Below are 24,271 nucleotides of genomic sequence, written 5' to 3' on the forward strand. Positions count from 1 at the left end.
TTTACAAAACATGAAATTTCAATTACTAGTACCAATACTTTTCTACTTTGTATATTCTTGCACTCCTGCGCAAAAATCAATCGGAAACAAAGAGATTACAATCTTCAACAATGAACCAATTAACTTTAATCCGGAACAAAACCGCACAAATCTCAATGATTCAATCATCAAAATAGAGAATGGAAGAATCATTCTTAAGAAAGTGACTTTACCCAAATATTCTAAACACGTAAACATTAGTATCGAAGCTGAAGTTGTTTCTGCAGGTGATCCCTGGGATAAAACAGGTTCACTATTTATTATACCTTCCTCAAGCCAAATTAATTTCCTGACTGATCATGATTCCTTTGTAAATATATATGAGGACACAAAGGACGAGGATTTATTTACCGGCATTACACCTATCGGCAAATACTCACCTTCCATTGAACTTTTACGCTTTATGACGCCCTTCGGAGTAGGCTACTACTCTCACGACCCTCAAATATTGAAACGTAAGCCCGTTTACATCCCTCATTGGGAAAACAAAGTAACTTGGCAACAAGACATCACTCAACTATGCAACGAACTTGAAAATGAAGTTTGGATAGGAGCCTTTATTGATGTATGGACCAAAGAGGGATATCAATTATCGGCAAAACTCACATTTAAAGAAACCAAAGCCGAAGTATATCCACAAGAAGAAACCAAAGTAATTCCTTTAGTGAATACTGTTAGATATGCCGAATCACAAAGACTCTTTGATGGTTTTAATCGTAACGACATATCTTATGAGTTTGAATTAGATCAGGAATATTCATCGGCACACCTATATTATATTACAACTGGACATGGAGGACACAGTACCGGTGATGAATTTGTAAAAAAGGAAAATATTGTTTCCGTTAACGGCCATGTACTATATAAAGATATACCCTGGAGAGATGATTGTGCCTCTTTCCGTCGTTTTAATCCTCACTCTGGTGTATGGACAAAAAAGAGAGTGGCACGTGTAGGAAATCTGAAAACTGGTGATACCAAAGAAATGGAAATCGAAGAATTTGAAGCATCATCTGATTTATCTCGTTCGAACTGGTGTCCGGGTTCACAAGTTGAACCATTTATTTTTCCTGTTGATAACCTACACACAGGTACAAACACAATTACAATTAGCATTCCTGAGGCTCAAGCCGAAACAGAAAATGAATTGAATCACTGGAATGTATCAGCATATATTGTTCTAACTAAATAATTGCCCTTAAATCAAAAGAACCATGTTAAAAGAAGAGAGACAAAATATAATACTCGAAAAAATAAAACAATCATCAAAGGTATTATCATCTGAACTCAGTGTTGATTTGGATGTTTCGGAAGACACCATTCGTCGTGATCTAAAAGAATTATCACAGAAGGGTTTAATACGCAAAGTACATGGCGGAGCTATATTAAACGATAGTCATTCATATATTCCAATGAATTACGATGACAGAAAATCGTTTGCCGCCGAAGAGAAGCTACTAATCGCTCAAAAAGCCATTTCATTATTAAAAGATGACATGCTTATTTTTATTGATGGCGGAACCACCAACCTCGAAATTGCCAAGCAGTTACCTTCTGACCTTCGTTTATCGGTAATGACAAACTGCTTGCCGGTAGCATCGGAGTTACTATCAAAAGCAAATGTGCACACCTACTTTTTAGGAGGTGAATTTTTATCGGATGTACCCATAACGGTAGGCACTGACACCTTAAATCTTTTAAACGAGGTAAATGCCGACATTTTTTTTATCGGAACCCGAAGCTTAAGCATAGATAGAGGCCTTACCGACATTGACAGATCAGAGGTTTTGGTAAAAAGAAAAATGGCCGAACGAAGCGCTAAAACAGTTTCGGTTGCATTAAGTGAGAAACTAGACTCTGTTCAGAATTTCAATATTATTCCAATAGAAAAACTGGATATTTTAATAACAGAATTAAATCCTGACAATCCAATTCTCAGACCCTATACAAATCTGAGTGGATTACAAGTTATTTAATCTGATCTAATACTAACTGATTAATCCAAATACATTGGCAAACACTTGACAATTTGCAATATGAAGAAGATTTTGAAATAGAAAGAAGTAAAACAATACAATGTATAAATTAGAAGTAAGTACGTATAGCATTGAAGGCGTTAAAGAAGCTCTAAAATTGGGCGCGGACAGATTGGAGCTATGCAGTAATGTTAAAGAAGGAGGCACTACTCCTAGTTTTGGCTTCGTTAAAGCTGCACTAAAAACTGGACATCCAAATGTGTTTATTATTGTTCGTCCTCGCGGTGGTGATTTCTTATATACCGATGATGAATTTGATATCATTAAAAAGGATATTATCGAAGCTAAAAAGATGGGAGTTCATGGAGTGGTAAGTGGTATTTTAAATGCAGACGGAACCATTGACAAACCACGAACCCGTCAGTTAATTGAGTTGGCCGCTCCAATGAAGTTTACTTTTCACCGAGCGTTTGATATGACTTGCGACTACAAAAAGGCATTGGCTGATTTAATTGACCTTGGGGTTGACACCGTGTTAACTTCGGGCACAAAAAACACGGCCATTGAAGGTAAAGAAATCATAAAAGAACTGGTTGAACTGGCTCAGGGAAAAATCAACGTATTGGTAGGAAGTGGTGTTAACCCATCAAACATGGAAGAACTACAACAAAGCACCAATGCGCAGGAGTATCATATGTCGGCCATTAAAATGGTTAAGTCAAAAATGGAATTTTTCAATCCAAACTTAAACATGGGTAACGTTGATTCAGACGAATATATGAAACAAACTGTAGATGCAGATAAAATTGCAAAAGCAGTTGAAGTCATTAAAAAGCTAAATAAATTAGGTTGTTAGGTTTTAGATGATAGAAGTTAGTCTTCTCTTTTCATCATTTAGTCTAGCAACAAATATTGAATTCATAACAGGTAACTATAGATAAAAATTCAGTCTTATGCTACACAAATTATTACAACTATCGTTTATACTTGGCTTTATAGCTCTGTATTCCTGTTCATCTGGCGATCAATCGATAAAAAGTTACGAATTACAAGCCGACTGGACTTTTCGTCAAGCAGATAAAGAAGAGTGGCATCCGGCAACTGTGCCAGGCAATGTCCATATCGATTTAGAAAAAGCTGGCATTATCAACGATCCATATTACGGCACCAACGAAGACAGTGTACAATGGATTGAACATAAAGACTGGATTTACAGTGGCGAATTTAGCATTGATAAAGAAACGCTTGATTTCGACAACATAGAATTGGAATTTCTGGGATTGGATACCTATGCCGATGTAACATTGAATGGACAGAGATTATTTAGTTCGGACAATATGTTCGTGGCCTTTTCGAGCAAGGTAAAGAAATACCTGAAACCAGGTAAAAACCATTTGGAAGTTCTGTTTCACTCGCCCATTAAAACGGCGATGCCTCTGTACGAAAAATCGAAATATACATACCCTGCCGACAATGATCGTTCGGAAGAACATTTGAGTGTGTATACTCGTAAAGCTCCTTATCATTATGGTTGGGATTGGGGTCCTCGTTTTGTGACTTCCGGCATTTGGCGACCCATTAAAATAAATGCATGGAACGATGCCCGCATAACCGATGTTCATTTTGTGCAAAAATCACTAACAGAAGAGAAAGCTGAACTATCTTTCGAATACGAAATTGAAGCAACAGTAGCCGAAACAGCAACTATTTCATTATCATTTGGCGATGCTATCAAAACAAACAAAGAAGTTGATTTAAAGAAAGGTATCAACAAAGCTTCCATCAATATAACTGTAGACAAACCAGAGTACTGGTGGCCCAATGGAATGGGTGAACAGAAGTTATATGCTGCTACTTCGGAATTAAAAACCAATGGTCAGCTACTGGATTCTAAAACACAAAAAATTGGTTTACGTACCATTGAGGTAATCAATGAACCAGACTCCTTAGGTGTGAGTTTTTACTTTAAAGTAAATGGCATTCCAACCTTTATGCGTGGTGTCAATTACATTCCTAACGATTGCTTTTTGGGTAGAATGACTGACTCCATCTATCAGAATAATTTTGATGATTTGCTTGCATCGAACATGAATATGCTTCGCTTTTGGGGCGGTGGCGTATACGAAGATGATCGTTTCTTTGAGTTAGCTGATGAAAAAGGGATTCTTTTGTGGCAAGATTTTATGTTTGCCTGCACCATGTATCCATCTGATGATGCCTTTTTAGACAATGTTGCCAAAGAAGCCGATTACAATATCAAACGCCTTCGAAACCATCCTAGTTTAGCCATTTGGTGCGGTAATAACGAAGTAAAAGTAGGATGGCACAACTGGGGCTGGCAGGATAAATACGGTTATACCGAAGATGATCAGAAAGAACTTTTGGAAGGATATGATAAACTATTCAACAAGCTTTTACCAAATAAACTCAAAGAGTTGGATTCTAAACGTTTCTATTACGATTCATCACCCATTAGTAATTGGGGCGATGTAAAAGACATGAAAATTGCCGACAACCATTACTGGGGTGTTTGGTGGGGTAAACATGAGTTTGAGAAGTTGAATGAATATGTTCCCCGTTTTATGAGCGAATTCGGATTTCAGTCCTTCCCTCCTATGGAAACTATCAAAGAATTTTCGGAAGAAAAAGACTGGGATATCGAATCGGATGTGATGAAAACGCATCAGAAGAGCTCTATTGGAAATGTAACCATCAAGGAATACATGCAGCGCGATTACAAAATGCCGAACAACTTTGAGGATTTTGTATACCTGAATCAGATAATGCAAGCCGAAGGTATGCGCGTTGGTTTTGAGGCTCAACGTCGCAATAAACCATTCTGTATGGGAAGTCTTTATTGGCAGCTAAACGATGTTTGGCCGGTAGTTTCATGGTCGGGCATTGATTATTACGGTCGTTGGAAAGCCATGCAATATTTCATCAAAAAAGCCTATGAACCTGTAATCACATCTGCTGTTGTAGAAGATGGAAATCTGAATATTCATCTGATTTCGGATAAGATTACCGATACTAAGGTGAGCAGTTTATTACAAATTATAAAGCTAGATGGAACTGTTATTTGGGAGCAAAACAAAAAATTTACATTGGAAGCAAATGCCAATGATGTTATTCTTGATACACCTTTGAGCAAGTTAATCGGCAATCATTCCAAAAACAAAGTTGTTTTGGTTATGAATACGCAATACGATTCGAACCAAACCGAAACAATTTTCTTATTCTCTAAAGTGAAGAATTTGGCTTTGCAAAATGCCGATATCGACATTCAGGTTAAAGAGAGCGGAAATTCAGCTGAAGTAACCTTGAAGAGTCCTGTTTTTGTTAAAAACATCGAGATTATTGCAGATGGTTTCAATGGAAAGTGGTCGGATAACTACTTCGATATGATTCCAAACAAAGAATACAAAATCAGCTTTAACAGCAACGCTCCAATACGTGATTTAAAATCCAAATTACAAGTTAAATCTGTTATTAACACCTACTAAACATGAATAAATCAATTTTATTTGTTTTGCTTGCTGTACTATCATTTTCATGCAGCAGTTATGATGAAGAATTAAAAAAGGCACTTGATTTAAGTGGCGAAAACAAAGCTGTATTGGAAAAAGTCATCAATCATTATGATGGCGAACAACAGGAAGCAGCAAAATTTCTGATCAGATATATGCCGGAACGCGACTTAAAAATATTGGATTTTGAGTTCCTGACTGAAAATATCGATTATGCATACATTGCCCGCGAAGAATTTCCTTGGGCCAAAGACTTAGATAAAGACATTTTCTTTAACGAAGTGCTTCCATATGCATCTTTAAACGAAAGAAGAGATCGCTGGCGTCCTGATTTCTACACGCGTTTTAAAAAGTTTGTTGTTGATACCAAAAACATGGAAGAAGCCATCTGGGCTGTAAACAAGCATATTCTTAAAGAAGTAAATGTGGAATACAACACCAAACGCGACAAACCTGATCAAAGTCCGTATGAATCGATGGATATTAATATGGCATCGTGCTCAGGCTTATCTATTTTATTGGTTGATGCCTTTCGTGCAGTAGGGATTCCCGCACGCGTAGCAGGTACTCCAAACTGGTACAACAACTCGGGTAATCACAACTGGGTTGAAGTTTATGTAAACGAAGGATGGCATTTTACCGAATATTATCCATCAGGCACTTTGGACGAAGCCTGGTTTTTGGAACGTGCCGGCAAAGCAAACGACGATGATGCTTATCAGTGGATTTATGCTTCTTCGTACAAACCTACCGGATTATCGTTTCCATTGGTTTGGGACGAAAACATCAAATACGTTTATGCTACCAACGAAACTGAGCGTTACAAGAAAAATTATGATGAACAAAACCTAGGAGTTGTTGATGGAATTCCTGTTAGAGTAGTAATGTTATTGGGCGATCAATGTAGCGTCAGCGGAAACAACCGTGTAAGAGCCGAAGTTCAATTAACGCTTGATGGCGACACCATCGACAGTGGTTTTACCAGTGGATCGGAAGATGATATGAATCGTTACCTGACTTTTTCTCTGGCTAAAGACAAAAAGTATGAGTTAAAATATATCGACTCAAAAGGAAAATCAGTTACCGAACCCATCAGCCCTAAAGCTGAGGAAGAAGAGCAAATAATACTAAGCTTTTAAGCACAATTATGACAAAACACCTTTTACCAATAGCCATACTATTTTTATCATGGATATCAGCTGACGCATGCACCAATTTCCTGATTACCAAAGGTGCATCAGCCGATCATCATAACTATATCTTTTACTCGAACGATGGAGCCTATGCACCGAGTTTTCCGGTGCATCCGGCTGGTTCGTATAAGAATTGCGATTCCATTCGAATCTTTTCCTATCCCAACCAAAAGGAAGGCTATATTCCGCGTGCAAAACACGAATATCATACCATTGGTTACCATATTAATGAGTTCAATGTGAGCATTGGTGAAACCACCTTTGGTGGTCGCGAAGAATTACATAACACAGACGAGTTTCTTGAATACTGGCACCTGATGGAGTTAGGCTTACAGCGTTCGAAAACGGCTCGCGAAATGATTGATGTAATTGCTGAGTTGGTTCAGGAATATGGTTACGGTTCTCCGGGCGAAAGCTTTTCTATTGCCGATCCCGATGAGATTTGGTTGATGGAAATGGTAGGTAAAGGAATAGACACTAAAGGTGCTGTTTGGGCTGCCGTTCGTATTCCGGATGGATATATTTCAGCTCATGCCAACCACGCGCGCATTGGTGAGATAGAAATGGATAATCCAGATAACTATAGGTACTCTCCCGACGTTATCGATTTTGCCATCGAAAAAGGATATTATCATCCTGAGAGTGGAAAAGCGTTCAGCTTTTGCGATACATATGATCCGGTTACTCCAGCAAAATTGCGTTACACCGAAATGCGTGTTTGGGACTTCTTCCGAAGAACAGCTCCTTCGCAAAACATATCAACCGATTATGCCAGAGGTGTTGAAGGTGCCGAAAGAATGCCATTATGGATTAAGCCTGATGAGAAGTTATCATTTGAAACAATCATTGCTTTAACACGCAGCCATTACGATGGAACACTCTGGGACATGGAGAAAGGCCTAAAAGCCGGACCTCATGGAAATCCCAATCGCTCTCGTCCGTTAACTTTTGAAGTGGATGGCATGGAAGCATCGTGGGAACGTCCTATTTCAACACCGTTAACAGCATATGCTTTTGTTGCTGAGTTAAAAACCAACAAAAAGAAAGAAGCTAATTCGGTGCTGTGGTTAGGTTTGGATAATACTTACACCAATATCTACATGCCTTTTAATGCATGCGTTAGTCAGATTCCGCAATCGTATAACAACACCAAATACGATGCTTTTTCGTGGAATTCGATGTGGTGGGTCTTCAATTTTGTTGGCAACTACATCAACCTTCGCTACTCCGATATGATTCAGGATGTAAAAACAAAACAGGCAAGCATTCAAAAAGATATTATTGCTGATTTCAGAGCTTTAGAAGAATCAACCCAATCAATCAACAAGAAGAAGCGAAGTGATGAGTATACTCAATTTAGTGAAGATCAATCAGAACAGCTTCTTCAAAACTGGACACAACTTTCCAACTTCCTTATTACAAAGTATAATGATGGAATGGTGAGAGATGAAAAAATGAGAACCAAAACAGTGGGTTATTCCGATGATTTTTATCGAAAAGCCATTGAAGATGACAAGGAGCGAATTTTACCAGTTTGGCAAGAAAGCAAAGAGAATAAAGAACCTCGAAACTATTAAAATGAAGCACCTACTTATCGTTTTATTTAGCATTGGTATTCAGTTACAGGCTCAAGAGTTCCGATTTATTGAACCGGAGCGATATTTGTGTCAGAAAATTGACCATGACTTTACCATTGATGGCAACATCAAAAAAGAAGAATGGCAAGAGGCTGCCTGGACGAATCTATTTGTCGATATTGAAGGTAGATACATCAAAAAGCCTTATTACGACACACGTGCTAAAATGCTGTGGAGCGATCAGTATCTGTATTTCGCTTTCGAACTGAAAGACCATCATATTTGGGCAAATATCACAGAAAAAGATGCAGTTATTTTTCATGATAACGACATTGAATTATTTATCGACGCCAATGGTGATACACACAATTATATTGAATTAGAGCTAAACGCTCTTAATACCGTTTGGGATTTATTCCTTTCAAAACCCTATCGCGAAGGTGGTCCGGTTTTAAATGAATTCGACATGACTGGGTTAATAACGGCCGTTCAAATCAATGGTACTATAAACGATCCAAACGACAAAGATGAGTCATGGACAGTTGAAGTAGCTATTCCCTGGAAAAACCTTGTGACAACTTCTCAATATCGTCGCATACCAAAGCACGGCAAAAGCATGCGCATCAACTTCTCGCGTGTTCAGTGGGACACTGAAGTGATTGATGGCAAATACGAAAAGCTTCGAAACAAAGAAACAGGTAAACTGCTTCCTGAAAACAACTGGATTTGGTCGCCTATGGGTGAAATTGATATGCACCGTCCCGAACTATGGGGTATTGTTACTTTTGTAGATCATCAGGATAATCAATCCTTTTATAATCCCGACGAAGAAACGTTACGCCAATTATTGGCCCATATCTACAAACAACAACGACTTGAAAAGAATAAAAACGGAAAATATTTCCAATCGCTGAAGCCATTAAATATCAAACCTGATCTACTTAAAAAATATCATATACAAATAAATGTTTTGGAATTCACTTATGAAATAATTGGATCCACTCCTGACAAAAAAATTAGCTATTACTGTAATAACGAAGGTAGGTTAATTCAAATTCAATAAACGGAACTTATGAAGTTACACACCCTTTTTATAGCTCTAATTTCGGTATTATTCTTCTCATGTTCTCCTCAAAAGAAAACTCAGGAAGAAGATACTAAAAACTGGATTTGGGTTCATGCCAATAAAGACAGAACGGTTGAAGAATGGACCAGACTGTTGAAGCAGTATAATTCAATTGGAGTAAAAGCCATATTATTGGGTGCCAACACTGAAGTACTGGAAAGAGTAATTCCTTTGGCTCATCAACAAAATATAGAAGTACATGCGTGGATGTGGACTTTAAATAAGAATGGCGATAGCATTGCCGCCCAACACCCCGACTGGTTTTCGGTGAACCGTTTAGGAGAATCGTGCTATGACAAAAAGCCTTATGTTGGATATTACAGTTGGGTTTGTCCTTCCATTCCACAGGTTCAGGAGCACATTTTAAACAAAGTACAATCCCTACTTGACATTGAAGGGGTAGATGGCATTCATCTGGATTATGTGCGTTATTGCGATGCCATTCTGCCCAAAGGCTTGTGGGCAAAATATGATATTATTCAGGATAAAGTTTATCCGCAATGGGATTACGGCTACAATCCTTCTAACATTAAATTATTCAAAGCATTATATGGCTATAGCCCACTAGATTTGGATGATCCCAATACCGACGAAAACTGGGTTGAATTCCGATTAAGCACCGTAACGGATTTGGTGAATAAAATTGCAGATCTGGTGCACAGTCAAAACAAACAATTATCGGCAGCAGTCTTTCCATCTCCCCGTTTATCAAGAAAAATGGTTTATCAACCATGGGATCAATGGAACCTGGATGCAGCCTTACCAATGATCTACCATAATTTTTACGAAGAAGACATAGCCTGGATTGGAGAGACTACAGCAGATGGTGTTGCAATTGTAGACGGTAAATTTCCAATTTACACGGGATTGTTTGTACACGATTTGAAAGAAGAGGATTTAAAAACAGCCACCGAATTGGCCGTTAAATCCGGAGCTAATGGTTGGTGTTTGTTCGATGCCAACAGCTTTGAGAAATTTCATCAATCAAAAATAGATTAATGATAAAAATATATACAGCAATAATAATCAGCCTTTTATTGTGGTCATGCTCAAACAAACAGCCTGCCGGCAACAACGATGCGAGCATACTGAACTACGTAAATCCGTTTATGGGAACGGACGGCCCCGGTAACACCTATCCGGGTGCTCAATACCCATTCGGAGCAGTTCAGCTAAGTCCCGATCATGGTTTAAGCGGCTGGGATCGTATTTCGGGATACTCCTACCCCGACACGGTTATCAGCGGTTTTAGCCATATGCATTTAAGCGGAACCGGCGCTGGCGATTTATACGATTTGCTCTTCATGCCCATCAACAAAAGAAGTTCGAGAACACTCAATGAGAATGGCAACAGACATTTTTCAGTTTTCTCTCATATCAATGAAGGTGCCTCGCCAGGATACTATTGGGTGTTGCTTCAGGACTTCGGCATAAAAGCAGAAATGACCGCAAGTGCCCGCGGGGGAGTACAGAGATATCATTTTCCTGCGGACACAGGCAAGGCTGTTATTCTTGATTTGGGATATGCTTTGAATTGGGATGGCCCAACCGACACGTACATTAAAGTGGTTGATAATCAAACTTTGGTTGGATACCGAAAATCATCAGGTTGGGCAGCCGATCAACGCGTGTATTTCAAAGCTGAATTTTCACTACCCTTCTCTGGTTATCAGCTTTTTGAAGAAGATAAAAAGGTAAAATTAGAAGCAAAAGCGAAACACACCAAAATAAGAGTCAATTTCGATTCTAATAAAGAAGAGGTAATTGAGATTAAAGTGGCATTGGCATCATCCAATATTGAAGGCGCTGAAGCCAACTTTGCTGCTGAATTAGCTAATAAAGACTTTGCTGCTATAAAAGCTGAGTCAGAACAAGCTTGGACAAAAGAATTATCCAAGATTAACGTTGAATCAAGGGATGATGAGTTAAAAAGGACTTTCTACACTACGCTTTATCAAACCATGCTGAATCCGCGTATTTACTCTGATGTAAACGGATATTACAAAGCCCCGAACGGAAAAGTAGAGAAAGCTGAAGGCTATACGCGCTATGAGTTATTCTCGCTTTGGGATACTTTCAGAGCAGCTCATCCTCTGTACACCATTATGCACCCAAGTCGGGTTCAGGACATAGTGAAATCTTTTATGGCACATTATCGCGAAACAGGATTGCTTCCTGTTTGGTCGCTCGAAGGCAACGAAACCAATATGATGATTGGTTATCATGCAGTTCCGGTAATTGTTGATGCCTATTTGAAAGGATTATTGCTTGATTGTGATGCCAATGAATTATACGAGGCTTGCAAAGCATCAGCCATGCAGGATGGAAAACGCATTGACGAATACAAAGCAAGAGGTTTTGTCTCGGCTGATAAAAAACACGAAAACTGGTCTGTTTCATTAACCTTAGAATATGCATACAACGACTGGTGTATCGCTCAACTGGCAAAAGATTTAGATAAAGTAGAGGATTATCAATATTTTAAGAAACGATCTGAGAATTGGGCCAATCATTACGATGGCGAAAGCTCATTCCTCAGAACCATAGAAGCCGATGGTTCTTTTATCAAACACTTTATTCCAAAAGAATATACCGATGATTACTGCGAATCAAATGCATGGCAGTATTTCTGGTTTGTACCGCATAATATTCAAGGCCTGATAAACCAACTAGGCTCATCGCAACGCTTTGAAGAAAAGCTGGATTCTATGTTTAACTATTATCCGGAAGAAGATGATCAACTGCCTATCTTCAGCACGGGTATGATTGGCCAATATGCACACGGAAATGAACCCAGTCATCATGTTGGCTATTTGTACAATTACATTGGCAAACCCTGGAAAACGCAGGCGATCGTTCGACAAATTGCCGAGAGTCAATATTCACCCACTCCGAATGGACATTGTGGCAACGAAGATTGCGGACAAATGTCGGCTTGGTTTGTTTATTCAGCACTAGGATTTTACCCGGTTAATCCGGCCGATGGAATCTATGTTATTGGCACTCCAATGCTGGATAAAGCCAGTATCAAGCTCGAAAATGGCAAACAATTTGCAGTAATAGCTGAAAATCTTTCAAAAGAAAATAAATACATACAGGAAGCTTTTTTAAATGGCAAACCTTTAAAAGAATCCTATATCCAACATCAGGAAATAATGAAAGGTGGCGAACTGATTTTTAAAATGGGATCGGAACCCAACATTTATTTATGGACTGATAAAAACGCTTACCCTCCATCTGACGAACAAAAAAACTAATAAAATGAGTGGAAGAAGAAACTTTATCAAAATGGCTTTAATGGGAGGCGCCGCCGTTGCCTCTCAGGGACTGAAAGCGCGTACGCTTAAAGCAACAGGATTTAAAGGAAACTCTGGTAGTAAACCTTTGGTTATTTCCACCTGGAATCATGGCATACCTGCCAATGCAGAAGCCTGGAAAATCTTAAGTACAGGCGGCAAGTCGATTGATGCAGTTGAAAAAGGAGTGATGATCCCCGAAGGCGATCCAGAAGTTCGAAGCGTTGGATACGGAGGCTATCCCGACAGAGATGGTCATGTTACATTAGATGCTTCCATTATGGACTACAATATGGATACCGGTGCCGTTTGTTTCCTCGAAGGAATAAAACATCCAATCAATGTGGCACGATTGGTGATGGATAAAACTCCACATGTGATGTTGTCTGGCGAGGGAGCACTGCAGTTTGCTTTGGAACAAGGTTTCAAAACCGAGAATCTTCTTACTGAAAAATCGAAGAAAGATTGGGAAGAGTGGAAAAAGAAATCGGACTACAAACCTGTTATCAACATCGAAAATCACGATACCATTGGAATGTTAGCCATTGATGAAAAAGGACGCGTGGCAGGTGCATGTACTACTTCAGGTGCATCATGGAAAATGCATGGTCGTGTGGGTGATTCGCCAATTGTAGGTGCCGGTTTATTTGTGGATGGTGAAGTTGGTGGAGCCACAGCAACAGGATTGGGAGAAGCTGTAATTCGTACTGCCGGTAGTGCTATTGTAGTTGAATTAATGCGCAACGGGATGTCGCCATTTGATGCCTGCAAAGAAGCCACTCACCGCATTTACAAGCAGCACAAAGGTCGTCCTGAATTCGATTACCTGCAAGTTGGATTTATTGCTATTAACAAGCATGGCGAATACGGTAGTTACAGTCTTCGTAAAGGTTTTAACTACGCCGTTTTCGACGAAAAAGGTGGTAACCGCATGGAAGATGCTGTATATTATTACGAAGAATAAAATATACTTAAACAAAGCTTAACCAATTTTGTACTGTTTTGGCCTCATAATGAAAGACGAATGTTATGAAGTTGAAATATAGTAAGACCAGGAAGCTGAGAACTTGTTCGAAGATCACCTGGCCGCACTTAATTTCAACAAAAAACATGAGTCATTCAGTATGTAACCTTGATTTTCTTTGTTTCGTTTCTTGTATCAAGACAAGAAATGAAAAGCCCCCGCGGCTTGAGCGGTGATTATCAAGACTAAGTTGCAGTTATGCATTGGCCACACAATTTTGTTTATCTAAAAGAATATTGGATTGCATATGAATATACTCAAAAAAAAATTGAAGCCATTGATCAAGATAATTCCAATAGCCCTTCTTATATTATTGGTATCAACTACTAATGCACAAGAAAAAAAGGACTACACTCATTACGTTGATCCCTTTATCGGAACGGGCGGACACGGACATACCTTCCCCGGAGCTACTTTACCTTTTGGAATGGTTCAACTAAGCCCTGATACAGGTATTGAAGGCTGGGACTGGTGTTCTGGTTATCATGAATCGGACAGTTCGGTAATTGGTTTTTCGCATACCCATTTAAGCGGAACAGGAGGAGCAGATTATGGCGATGTATTATTGATGCCAACTGTTGGAAACGTTAATTTTCAACCGGGTACCAAAGCCGATCCTGATGCTGGTTATCGAAGTCGTTTTAGTCATGATAATGAGATAGCTTCACCCGGATATTATTCGGTATTGTTAGATGATTATAATATCAAGGCCGAATTAACTGCCACGCTTCGCACTGGAATGCATAAATACACTTTTCCTGAATCAGATGAGGCACATATCATTCTTGATCTGGAGCATGGTATTGCCAATAACGTTACCAATGCTGATATCCAAGTTCTTTCCGATACAAAGGTTGAAGGAACTCGTTTCTCACAAGGCTGGGCAAGCGATCAACGATTGTTTTTTGCCATGGAATTTTCAAAACCCTTTGATAAGGTTCTGTTAGCTCAAGAAGATAAATTGGTAAAATCAAACACCAAAGCCGAAGGCAAAAGCATTAAAGCAGCGTTCAATTACCACACTAATGAAGGTGAAACCATCATTATAAAAGTGGCTATTTCATCCGTATCGTGCGAAAATGCTTGGGCCAATATGGAAGCTGAAAACAAAGGTTTTGATTTTGATGCAACCTTAGCTCAGGCAAAAGAAACGTGGAATAAAGAGCTTTCGAAAATTAAAGTGGAAGGTGGTTCTGACGATGAAAAAGTAATTTTCTATACTGCTTTGTATCATACCAAAATACATCCAAATACTTTCCAGGATGTGAATGGCGAATACCGTGGTATGGATATGAAGATTCACAAAGCGGAAGGTCGCAGTCATTACACTTTGTACTCGTTATGGGACACCTTCCGTGGATTACATCCTCTGTATTCAATTGTTGATACAAAATACAACAACGATTTTATTAAATCGATGATTGCCAAATACAATGAATCGGGCCGTTTACCGGTATGGGAATTATGGAGCAACGAAACCAATACGATGATTGGCTATCATTCTGTGCCCGTTATTGCCGATGCTATTTTAAAAGGATATTACACCGGCGATGTGCAAGAAGCCTATCAGGCCATGCTTTCTTCAGCTATGGCTGACGGACAAGGCCTGAATGACTACAAACATATGCACTATATTCCTCGCGAAAAAGAAGCAAATTCAGTTTCAAAAACCGTGGAATATGCATTTGATGATTATTGCATTGCTCTGGTTGCACTCAAATTAGGCAAGATCGATGATTACAAAGAATTCACGCTTCGATCACTTAATTACAGAAATGTATTTGATCCGGAAACTAAATTTATGCGTGGCCGCGATGAAAACGGAGTTTGGAATCCTGACTTTGATCCAATGGCTATTACTTTGTTTGGTTCGGGCGATTTCACCGAAGGAAACTCATGGCACTACTCCTTCTTTGCGCCTCATGATATTAATGGTTTGATAAAGCTTTATGGTGGTAAAGATGCATTTATTGCCAAGCTGGATGAGATGTTCGAGCAGGATGCTGTTAATGATAATGAGCATGCGCATGATGTAACGGGTTTGATTGGTCAGTATGCGCAAGGCAACGAACCATCGCACCATGTGATTTACACTTACAACTTTGCTCAACGTCCGGATAAAACGCAAGCCATGATTCGTCGAGTAATGAAAGAGATGTACACTACCGACAAAGATGGCTACAGCGGAAATGAAGACACGGGGCAGATGTCGGCTTGGTACGTATTGTCTTCTATGGGTTTCTATTCAATGAATCCGGTAAGCGGTGAATACATTATCGGCAGTCCTGTTTTTGATAAGGTCACCATCAATCTTGAGAATGGTAAGCAGTTTATTATTGAAGCGAATAATAACTCTGATGATAATGTTTATATAAGCTCTGCTACATTGAATGGGAAAGCATACGATTATACGTACATCAAGCATACTGATATAATGCAAGGTGGAAAGCTAACCTTCGAAATGAGCTCAACACCTCAAAGTTGGGGAACATCAATTGAAGCTGCTCCGATTGAATTAGCGGCTAATGAAGACATTGAGATTGAGCCACGTGCCAACAAGGCATTTATGCCTTATTCGGCTTCATCAGCGCAAATTTTCAAAGATCAACTGCCTGTTGAATTGCTTTGTCAGACAGAAGGAGTTACTATCTATTACACTTTAGATGGGACGAGCCCAACAACAGAATCAAAGGTTTATAGCAAACCAATTATTCTGAAAAGGTCAACTACATTAAAAGCGATCAGTATCAAGGAAGGCTATATTACCAGTGATGTTAAAAGCATTCAGTTCCGCAAGGCATACTTCAATGATGGAAAATCAGAATATCCGGTTCTCTCGACTGAGGCAACCATATCGCAAGCCTATAATCCAGGTAAACAAACTCTAATTGATGGTAAGTTAGGTTCTAACAATTATCGCGATGGGTTGTGGACAGGAACCAACGATAAGAAATTTGATGCAGTTATCGACTTAGGCACGAAGAAGAAAATCAGCCAGGTAACCATTAATTTCACTCAGAACACGGGTTCTTGGATCTTCCCTCCTAAATCAATTACTATTTTAGGATCGAATGATGGTGAGAACTTTACAGAAATTGCAAACGAGCAATACGAATTACCATCACACCATGTTGATATACTTGTGTTGACAAAAACCATAGCATCAAAAACAAAAGCACGATACCTAAAAGTAATCATCGAAAGTGCGGGTAAATTACCTAGCTGGCATTCGGGTTCAGGTTTGCCATCGTACTTGTTTATTGATGAAATTACAGTAGAGTAAAAAATAAATAGTTTATTAGTTTTAAGACAGTAGGCAGTAGTTTATCAGCAGTATCGAGATGATTATTTTGCTGAAAAAGCAAAAATACTGATAAACAACAGGAACTAAATATCTCCAGAGGAGATACATATTTATAGCTTATGAGAATAAGATATTGTACACAACCTCAGAGAGGTTGAATAAAATCTAATACGAATTCACCCCTTCAACCTCCCATTCGGGGGTTAGGGATTAATTAGAAAAAAATTCAAATATGAAACGAATATTAACCATCATAACAGCAGTTGGCCTCTTGAGTTCTGTAAGTGCTCAAAACCCGGCCGACTATGTGAATCCTTTTATCGGTAGCGATAATTACGGGACCACAAACCCGGGGGCCATTGTGCCTCGCGGAATGATTTCGGCTGTTCCATTTAATGTATCTGGTCGTCCCAACAAACACGAGAAGGACAGTGATTGGTGGAGTACCCCCTACTCTAACGTAAATGAAACATTTACGGGTTTTAGTCATGTTAATCTTTCTGGTGTGGGATGCCCTGATTTGGGAACCATCATTCTTATGCCCACAACCGGAGAGCTTAAAACAAGCCCTGGTGAATATGCCACCAGCTATAGCGATGAAGAAGCCGAACCGGGTTATTATTCCAATAAACTGACTCGTTACGACATCAAAACAGAAGTAACAGCTAGTGTACGCAGCGCTGTCAACCGATATACTTTCCCTGCTGGTCAGGCCAATGTCCTATTAAATTTAGGATTAGGATTGACCAACGAGCAAGACGGTTATTTGCGCATTACATCCAATAACGAGGTTGAAGGATTCAGAACCGTTGGATCGTTTTGTTACAACAGTCCGGAAGAGATTTATCCGGTTTATTTTGTAATTAAGTTAGATAAAAAAGCGGATACCTTTGGTACCTGGAAAAAACCTCCTCACTATAATGGTGTGGAAGGAAACTGGATGGGTTACAATGGTAAAACTCGTTTGATGAAGGAATATACCAAGCCTTTAGTTGGCGACAGTATCGGTGCTTATTTTACTTATCATTTCGATAAGGAAACAGAAGTTGAAGTGCAAGTGGGCGTTAGTTATGTAAGCATCGAAAATGCCCGTGAGAACCTTCATAAAGAGATTGCCAACAAGCATTTTAACGAGATTCGTACCGAAGCCTACAATAAATGGAATGAAACACTTTCGCGCATCAAAGTAAAAGGTGGAACTGAAGATCAGAAAACCATTTTCTACACTGCATTATATCACACACATATTCATCCCAACACTTTGAATGACATAAACGGTGAATACCCAACTGTTGGCTCAGGTAAAATTGGTCACACGGATGGAACTCGTTACACTGTTTTCTCTTTATGGGACACTTATCGCAACATGCATCAATTAATGAGTTTAGTATACCCTGATGAACAATTGGGAATGGTTCGTTCGATGATTGATATGTATAAAGAAAATGGCTGGTTGCCTAAATGGGAACTAAATTCCACCGAAACTTTTACAATGGTGGGTGATCCTGCGGCCGTTGTGATTAGCGATACTTACATGCGAGGCATCCGCGATTTTGATACTGAGATGGCCATGGAAGCTATGCTAAAAAGTGCCACTCAAACAGAGAATAATCCGTTGCGTCCGGAGTTGAACGAATATCTAAAGCATCAATACATACCTGTTCAGGAAGAATTTGACGGATCGGTTTCAACAACCTTGGAATATGGTGCTGCTGACTTTGCTATTGCACAGATGGCAAAAGAACTCGGGCAGACATCAACCTATAAAACCTTTATGAAACGTGCCGGATATTACAAAAACATGTACGACAAAGGCGAAGGTGTGATGCGTCCACGCATGAGTGATGGTAGCTGGTTTGCCCCTTTCTCGCCCATGGACGGAGCTAATTTTAAGCCCGTAACCGGTTTTATCGAAGGAACCTCATGGCATTATTCATTTATGGTTCCTTATGATGCAAAAGGTTTGATCAAACTGAACGGTGGCAATAAAAAGTTTGTTGACAAATTGCAAAGTGTATTCGACAATGGACTTTACGAACCCGATAACGAGCCGGATATGGGTTATGCTTTCCTTTTTAATTATGTGAAAGGTGAAGAGTGGCGTACGCAAAAAGAAGTTCGGAAAATTGTGGATCACGATTACTCAAACACTCCGGGAGGAATACCAGGAAACGACGATACCGGAACCATGTCGGCCTGGCTGGCTTTTGCCATGATGGGAATTTACCCTGATGCTCCGGCTGTTCCTCAATACACTATCTGCAGTCCTTATTTCGATGAGATTACCATTGAACTAGATTCGGGCTTTTACAGCGGCAAAAACTTTATCATCGAAACAGTGAAGACAAACAGAAAAGCTTCAACTATTGAAAAGATGGAATTAAATGGCCAACCACTTAAAAGTTATTTTATCAGTCACAATGACATTGTGAAAGGTGGTAAATTAAAGATTTGGCTTAAATAACATCTAGCTTAACAGTTTACAGGCAAAAATCAGCAGTTAAACTTATAGCAATTACAGAATAATAAAGCCGCTTCCTTATCTGGGAGCGGCTTTTACTTTCATATCTATTTTAATCTATCATTCTCCTCAAGAACATTTTGCCTATGTGTTGTACCCCATTTTTGTAGCTGAAGAATAATTGACACTAATTCCTTACCTGCATCGGTTAAAGAATATTCTACTGATTTTAAGTTATCATTTAGTTCTGTTCGAAGCACAACACCATTAATTTCCAGATCCTTTAATTCCTTTGAAAGAATTCGTGGAGATATTCCATGACATTTTTTCATTTCATTAAAACGCTTAGGTTCTGAGCTTAAACAAAGGATTAACCTCATCTTCCACTTTCCATTCAACACGCCCATTAAATCATTGAGTGGCAGGAAAAATCCATTACAATCACCAGATCCGGAACATTTAGTATACGTCATTAGTTTCAAATAAGTAACCGGTTACAAAAAGAATACTTTAGCAAAAGTAAAAGAATAAACTGTTTAATTTGTAGAAATTCAAGCAAAGGAGAAATGAATATTGCGATTGTGTCACTAGTATCATTAATTATGAATCTGTTTCTTGGCAGGTGGAGAGCTAAATTTAAAAAAATGACACTACCCTGGTGGCTTCTTATTCATGCCTCTATACCAGTTCTTATTCCCTTACGCATTTGGTTAGATACTCCTAAAATATGGATTCCATTGTTTATTGTTGTTGCCATAATTGGTCAATTTATTGGTTCGAGATACCTTGCGAATAACACAGTTTCTGTGATAGAAGCAGACAAAACAAAATCTGTCTAATAACCGAAAAAATTTAACTAATTATTTTCGGGTTATATCTCAATTTCACTAATGCGTTTATCAACCCACGAAAAATAAAACCATGAAAAGGTAATACGGAATACCAATATAATCTTCCGGTTAATCCTTTCGGGCGAAAAGTGGCTGTTTGTATAAGGGTATCTTCTTCTATCCGAAATTCGAGCCATGCTTCTCCGGGTAATTTCATTTCGGCTAGTAACAATAATCGTTTCTCCTCTTTATCAGCATATAGTACTCTCCAAAAATCCAATGTATCTCCAGCATTAATACTATTCACATTAGTGCGTCCCCTCCGTAAACCAACGCCTCCAGCCATTTTATCCATTATGCCTCTTAACTTCCATAACCAGTTTCCATAATACCAACCGGTTTCACCTCCCAGTCGCCAAATATTTTCAATACAAGCACTCTCATCAGACACCTGCTTTTTTCTAATATCTTTAAAACATCCATATTGAGGCACACGTATATAATCCGAAATCATAAAGTTCATTCGTCCACTAATGGTTGAATCCTTCCAGCTGGAAACAATTTCATTTTGTTCAATCTTTTTAAAAGCCCGTTGAATACATTCTTTGTAAGAAAGTGGTTCTAGTTCTAATAATCGATTAATTGCATCATCTTTTGCTACCACCTCAACCTTCATGCTGTCAACCAACGAAACAGCCAGCTTGTATGAAGTAGAAGTCACAAAATACAACCAATAAGAAGATAATTTGGGTGTCATTACCGGAACAGTCCAAATATATCTCTTCAGCCCCCGAACTTCGGCAAATTTCAACAACATCTCTTTATAGGTCAGAATTTCGTTTCCTCCTATATCAAAACTGCTATTAAATAATTCTTTTTTATCAATAACCCCGGTAAGAATAGTAATTACATCAGTAATACCTATGGGTTGACATTTGGTTTTAAGCCAACGGGGCGTAATCATTACAGGTAATTTCTCAACCAAATCTCGAATAATTTCAAAAGAAGCACTACCTGAACCAATAATAATTCCAGCACGAACCGTTGTTAAAGCATATTTACCTTTACCTAACTCTATTTCGACCGATTTTCGTGATGAGAGATGTTTTGATAACGTTTGCGAATTAACAATTCCACTCAGATAAATAACCTGCATTACTTGTGTCTTACGTAAATATTCGCGAAAGTTAATAGCAGACTGCTTCTCCAACTCACTATAATTTTTGGATGAAGACATTGAATGAACCAGATAATACGCAATGTCAATATCTTTAGGAATAGTAACCAGAGTCTCTTTCCGAGTCAAGTCAAGCTCAATTACTTCAATCTTTTCAAATAATGATTTTTCGGGATGAAACTTCTTACGATCTCTGACGCAGCATACCACATTATATCCCTTATCAACCAAAATTGGTAATAAGCGCTTGCCAATATATCCAGTAGCACCAGTTAGCAGAACTTTCATATTACATGATTTATTTATTAAACAATCATTCATTGAATAAGTTACTAAAAAACAATTGTCAATAAAATATAAATCAATACAATAAGTAAACTATCTAAAAGGCAGATCTGACACAAAAAAGCCCGGAATTACTTCAGGGCTTTCAAACTATACTCCTTTGGGGAAAGGGTATTTATTAAGCTGCACTTAATGCAACTTTCAATGCTTTTGCTGCAGCAGCAGGATCTTCAGCTCCATAAATTGCGCCTCCGGCAACAGCGACAACGGCTCCTGAATTTTTAACTGCTTCGATGCTACTTAAGTTAACTCCTCCGGCGATAGATACCGGAACACCGGCTCTTGCGGCTTCATCAATCAATACCTGAATAGAATAACCGTCTTTAGCTTGCTCATCCAAACCTGCATGCAACTCCACAAACTCTACTCCAAGTTCAATAACTTCCTGTGCTCTTTTAACACGGTCTGGAATTCCAATGGTATCTACTACCACACCTTTATTATATTCTTTAGCTTTAGCAACTGCTCCGGCAATGGTTGCATCATCAACCGATCCTAAAATAGTGATGTAATCGGCACCTGCCTGAAAAGCCATTTCAGCTTCTAATGCACCCGCATCAGCTGTTTTAAAATCAGCAAATACTTTTTTATCAGGGAAAGCCTTTTTCATTGCTGTAATAGCACGCAAGCCTTCACTCTTAATAAGTGGAGTACCCAACTCAATAATATCGATATAAGGTGCCACTTTTGTTGCTAATGCAATTGCATCTTCGGTTTTTAGCAGATCAATTGCTACTTGTAATTTTGCCATAATATTTAAATGTTTATTTGTTTTTTAATCAATAATTATCTATTCCATATTGGTATGACGCTTCCATAAGTCATCGCGGCTTACACCCGACTCCTGCCATAAATGCTGAATGATAGCATCGAAAAGCAACAAAAAGGATTGTTCGAATAAACTTCCGGCATATTGATGTGAAACAGTTTTATTCAGTTGTTGCTTTCCGGCAGCAGGGATAATGATTCGATGAGCAGATAATACTGCAAGTGGCGACGCCGGATTAGTTGTAAAGCTTATAATTTCCGCTCCACATTTACGAGCTGTTTCAGCTGCCTTTACGATATTTGATGTAGTTCCCGAACCCGATCCGGCAATCAATAAATCGCCCTCTGTAATTGCAGGACTAGTTGTTTCACCCACTACATGAACATTGAATCCTAAATGCATCAATCGCATTGCAGCTGCATTAATCATAAACCCGGTACGTCCGGCTCCCAATAAAAATATGGATTTTGCTTTTTTAATGGAATTTTCGATTTCCGATATCTCATTCAACTCAATATGACTAAACAGTTGTTGATGTTCTGAAATAATCATTCCCAACGCTTGTTGAACCCCCTCTTTTTGTGTTAATGTATCTGTATATTCCATAGCCTTCATATTATTACATTGCAAAACTAGAACAGAAAAAAAGATGCTGAAGTATACTATTTGATAGTTGTATGGTATAATTTGCCCATATCCATACTACCTATTGGATATTCTGATATTTTTGTGGTACAATATGGAAATAAGCTATATTTCAAGTCACGATAAAGGGGAAAGATCATGTTAGAAAATCAAGTTATTTACATCCGCAATTTAGATAATTGTCCACCTTCTTATTTAGACGATCCGGCAAGAAGAGAATTTTTTGAAATTGTTTGGCTATACGATGAGGATGCTTTACATATACCTCAACATTCATTTCAAACATTGCGTGGAGATTGGATTTATCTGATTCCTCCTTACCGCGTACATCAGTTAAATAAAGCAGGTAAAAAGGGTATTCTAATATCTTTTAAACGTGAGTTAGTCGAAGGCGATTTAAAGGAATTTATTCTTGATATATTTCGCATGTTTAATATTCAGGGCGAATTTTCATGCCTTCAGGTAAACGAGCAAAGTGCCAAAGGACTGGCTTCGGTTTTTGATCTTCTTATGGAAGAATACCAAAAAGAAGAAAGCCAATTGGTGATGATAAAAGCCTTGCTAAAAGTATTTCTTCTTAAATTAATCGAGCTTAAGGAGCAACATTTTACCAAGCAGGATATTAACGAAAAGCGTATTTACGAATTTATGCTTTTACTTGAAATGAATTATTTGGAGGAACGCACAGCCGAGTTTTATGCCGATAAATTAGGCATCAGTGCCAAACGATTAAATCAGATATTAAAAGAAAAACTGAATAAAACAGCCATGCAGTTGATTCACGATCGTGTGGTACTGGAAGCCAAACGGCAAATTATTCATAGTGAAAACACCATTAAAGAAATTGGTTTTAACCTGGGATTTAAAGACAGTTCTTACTTCAGTCGTTTTTTTAAACAGTTAACCAAACAAACTCCGCAAGAATTTCAGCAAAGTGTAAAAGAGCATGTGCAGAAGCAAGACAATACTTTAATAAATTAAT

18 protein-coding genes are annotated in these 24,271 nt (G+C 38.6%); 14 read left to right on the top strand and 4 right to left on the bottom strand.

All coding sequences use genetic code 11. The features are described 5' to 3' along the window. Positions 1 to 10 precede the first annotated feature (10 nt). From KEM10_RS20800 to KEM10_RS20855, 12 genes are all read left to right on the top strand, one after another. Positions 11 to 1,231: a PNGase F N-terminal domain-containing protein gene (locus KEM10_RS20800; RefSeq protein WP_212219177.1), complete on the top strand. Its 1,221-nt coding sequence runs from the start codon at positions 11 to 13 to the stop codon at positions 1,229 to 1,231. Between the two features lie 22 nt (positions 1,232 to 1,253). After that, positions 1,254 to 2,015 carry a DeoR/GlpR family DNA-binding transcription regulator gene (locus KEM10_RS20805; protein ID WP_212219180.1) on the top strand — a complete coding sequence of 254 codons (762 nt, stop codon included), beginning with the start codon at positions 1,254 to 1,256 and terminating at the stop codon, positions 2,013 to 2,015. A 100-nt stretch (positions 2,016 to 2,115) separates the two neighbouring features. Then, positions 2,116 to 2,871, top strand: a complete 756-nt coding sequence (locus tag KEM10_RS20810; protein WP_212219183.1) for a copper homeostasis protein CutC — start codon at positions 2,116 to 2,118, stop codon at positions 2,869 to 2,871. 97 nt (positions 2,872 to 2,968) lie between these two features. Continuing rightward, complete coding sequence (locus KEM10_RS20815) at positions 2,969 to 5,518, top strand: glycoside hydrolase family 2 protein (protein WP_212219186.1); 2,550 nt, start codon at positions 2,969 to 2,971, stop codon at positions 5,516 to 5,518. Positions 5,519 to 5,520: 2 nt separating this feature from the next. After that, complete coding sequence (locus KEM10_RS20820) at positions 5,521 to 6,681, top strand: transglutaminase-like domain-containing protein (protein ID WP_212219189.1); 1,161 nt, start codon at positions 5,521 to 5,523, stop codon at positions 6,679 to 6,681. Positions 6,682 to 6,689: 8 nt separating this feature from the next. After that, the gene (locus tag KEM10_RS20825) at positions 6,690 to 8,312 is read left to right on the top strand and encodes a C69 family dipeptidase (protein ID WP_212219192.1); all 1,623 of its coding nucleotides are present in this window, start codon (positions 6,690 to 6,692) and stop codon (positions 8,310 to 8,312) included. Position 8,313: 1 nt separating this feature from the next. After that, entirely contained in the window at positions 8,314 to 9,375 is a 1,062-nt protein-coding gene (locus KEM10_RS20830) for a carbohydrate-binding family 9-like protein (RefSeq protein WP_212219195.1), read from the top strand. 9 nt (positions 9,376 to 9,384) lie between these two features. Next, a complete protein-coding gene (locus KEM10_RS20835) occupies positions 9,385 to 10,437 on the top strand; it encodes a family 10 glycosylhydrolase (RefSeq protein WP_212219198.1) in 1,053 nt (350 codons plus the stop codon). Further along, complete coding sequence (locus tag KEM10_RS20840) at positions 10,437 to 12,695, top strand: GH92 family glycosyl hydrolase (protein ID WP_212219201.1); 2,259 nt, start codon at positions 10,437 to 10,439, stop codon at positions 12,693 to 12,695. The genes KEM10_RS20835 and KEM10_RS20840 overlap by 1 nt, the downstream gene beginning before the upstream one ends. A 4-nt stretch (positions 12,696 to 12,699) precedes the next feature. Then, positions 12,700 to 13,698 carry an isoaspartyl peptidase/L-asparaginase family protein gene (locus KEM10_RS20845; RefSeq protein ID WP_212219204.1) on the top strand — a complete coding sequence of 333 codons (999 nt, stop codon included), beginning with the start codon at positions 12,700 to 12,702 and terminating at the stop codon, positions 13,696 to 13,698. A gap of 337 nt (positions 13,699 to 14,035) precedes the next feature. Further along, the gene (locus tag KEM10_RS20850; protein ID WP_212219207.1) at positions 14,036 to 17,041 is read left to right on the top strand and encodes a GH92 family glycosyl hydrolase; all 3,006 of its coding nucleotides are present in this window, start codon (positions 14,036 to 14,038) and stop codon (positions 17,039 to 17,041) included. A gap of 253 nt (positions 17,042 to 17,294) precedes the next feature. After that, positions 17,295 to 19,526 (top strand): GH92 family glycosyl hydrolase, encoded by a 2,232-nt coding sequence (locus KEM10_RS20855; protein ID WP_212219210.1) that lies wholly within the window; start codon positions 17,295 to 17,297, stop codon positions 19,524 to 19,526. A gap of 104 nt (positions 19,527 to 19,630) precedes the next feature. Here KEM10_RS20855 and KEM10_RS20860 read toward each other — a convergent pair whose 3' ends face one another. Beyond that, complete coding sequence (locus KEM10_RS20860) at positions 19,631 to 19,996, bottom strand: winged helix-turn-helix transcriptional regulator (RefSeq protein WP_212219213.1); 366 nt, start codon at positions 19,994 to 19,996, stop codon at positions 19,631 to 19,633. A 129-nt stretch (positions 19,997 to 20,125) separates the two neighbouring features. On the opposite strand from KEM10_RS20860, the gene KEM10_RS20865 reads away from it, so the two are divergent. After that, on the top strand, positions 20,126 to 20,362 hold the full coding sequence (locus tag KEM10_RS20865; RefSeq protein ID WP_212219216.1) for a hypothetical protein: 237 nt from the start codon (positions 20,126 to 20,128) through the stop codon (positions 20,360 to 20,362). A gap of 13 nt (positions 20,363 to 20,375) precedes the next feature. Here KEM10_RS20865 and KEM10_RS20870 read toward each other — a convergent pair whose 3' ends face one another. From KEM10_RS20870 to hxlB, 3 genes are all read right to left on the bottom strand, one after another. Continuing rightward, positions 20,376 to 21,818 (bottom strand): SDR family oxidoreductase, encoded by a 1,443-nt coding sequence (locus KEM10_RS20870; RefSeq protein WP_212219220.1) that lies wholly within the window; start codon positions 21,816 to 21,818, stop codon positions 20,376 to 20,378. Positions 21,819 to 21,993: 175 nt separating this feature from the next. Next, positions 21,994 to 22,626 (bottom strand): 3-hexulose-6-phosphate synthase, encoded by a 633-nt coding sequence (hxlA, locus tag KEM10_RS20875; protein ID WP_212219223.1) that lies wholly within the window; start codon positions 22,624 to 22,626, stop codon positions 21,994 to 21,996. Between the two features lie 39 nt (positions 22,627 to 22,665). Continuing rightward, positions 22,666 to 23,250, bottom strand: a complete 585-nt coding sequence (gene hxlB, locus KEM10_RS20880) for a 6-phospho-3-hexuloisomerase (RefSeq protein ID WP_212219226.1) — start codon at positions 23,248 to 23,250, stop codon at positions 22,666 to 22,668. Positions 23,251 to 23,427: 177 nt separating this feature from the next. Here hxlB and KEM10_RS20885 point away from each other — a divergent pair, with 177 nt between their 5' ends. After that, positions 23,428 to 24,270, top strand: coding sequence for a helix-turn-helix domain-containing protein (locus KEM10_RS20885; protein WP_212219229.1), 843 nt, complete (start codon positions 23,428 to 23,430; stop codon positions 24,268 to 24,270). Position 24,271: the final 1 nt, after the last annotated feature.

This window comes from Carboxylicivirga linearis (genome assembly GCF_018271995.1).
GTDB classification, from domain to species: Bacteria; Bacteroidota; Bacteroidia; order Bacteroidales; family Marinilabiliaceae; genus Carboxylicivirga; species Carboxylicivirga linearis.

What these genes read in the sequence shown, in the direction of transcription:
- KEM10_RS20855 (WP_212219210.1), top strand. Translation starts at nt 17,295, where the DNA reads ATGAAACGAATATTAACCATCATAACAGCAGTTGGCCTCTTGAGTTCT.
- KEM10_RS20845 (WP_212219204.1), top strand. Translation starts at nt 12,700, where the DNA reads ATGAGTGGAAGAAGAAACTTTATCAAAATGGCTTTAATGGGAGGCGCC.
- KEM10_RS20835 (WP_212219198.1), top strand. Translation starts at nt 9,385, where the DNA reads ATGAAGTTACACACCCTTTTTATAGCTCTAATTTCGGTATTATTCTTC.
- KEM10_RS20800 (WP_212219177.1), top strand. Translation starts at nt 11, where the DNA reads ATGAAATTTCAATTACTAGTACCAATACTTTTCTACTTTGTATATTCT.
- hxlA (WP_212219223.1), bottom strand. Translation starts at nt 22,626, where the DNA reads ATGGCAAAATTACAAGTAGCAATTGATCTGCTAAAAACCGAAGATGCA.
- KEM10_RS20885 (WP_212219229.1), top strand. Translation starts at nt 23,428, where the DNA reads ATGTTAGAAAATCAAGTTATTTACATCCGCAATTTAGATAATTGTCCA.
- KEM10_RS20810 (WP_212219183.1), top strand. Translation starts at nt 2,116, where the DNA reads ATGTATAAATTAGAAGTAAGTACGTATAGCATTGAAGGCGTTAAAGAA.
- KEM10_RS20865 (WP_212219216.1), top strand. Translation starts at nt 20,126, where the DNA reads ATGAATCTGTTTCTTGGCAGGTGGAGAGCTAAATTTAAAAAAATGACA.
- hxlB (WP_212219226.1), bottom strand. Translation starts at nt 23,250, where the DNA reads ATGGAATATACAGATACATTAACACAAAAAGAGGGGGTTCAACAAGCG.
- KEM10_RS20805 (WP_212219180.1), top strand. Translation starts at nt 1,254, where the DNA reads ATGTTAAAAGAAGAGAGACAAAATATAATACTCGAAAAAATAAAACAA.
- KEM10_RS20870 (WP_212219220.1), bottom strand. Translation starts at nt 21,818, where the DNA reads ATGAAAGTTCTGCTAACTGGTGCTACTGGATATATTGGCAAGCGCTTA.
- KEM10_RS20825 (WP_212219192.1), top strand. Translation starts at nt 6,690, where the DNA reads ATGACAAAACACCTTTTACCAATAGCCATACTATTTTTATCATGGATA.
- KEM10_RS20860 (WP_212219213.1), bottom strand. Translation starts at nt 19,996, where the DNA reads ATGACGTATACTAAATGTTCCGGATCTGGTGATTGTAATGGATTTTTC.
- KEM10_RS20815 (WP_212219186.1), top strand. Translation starts at nt 2,969, where the DNA reads ATGCTACACAAATTATTACAACTATCGTTTATACTTGGCTTTATAGCT.
- KEM10_RS20830 (WP_212219195.1), top strand. Translation starts at nt 8,314, where the DNA reads ATGAAGCACCTACTTATCGTTTTATTTAGCATTGGTATTCAGTTACAG.
- KEM10_RS20820 (WP_212219189.1), top strand. Translation starts at nt 5,521, where the DNA reads ATGAATAAATCAATTTTATTTGTTTTGCTTGCTGTACTATCATTTTCA.
- KEM10_RS20840 (WP_212219201.1), top strand. Translation starts at nt 10,437, where the DNA reads ATGATAAAAATATATACAGCAATAATAATCAGCCTTTTATTGTGGTCA.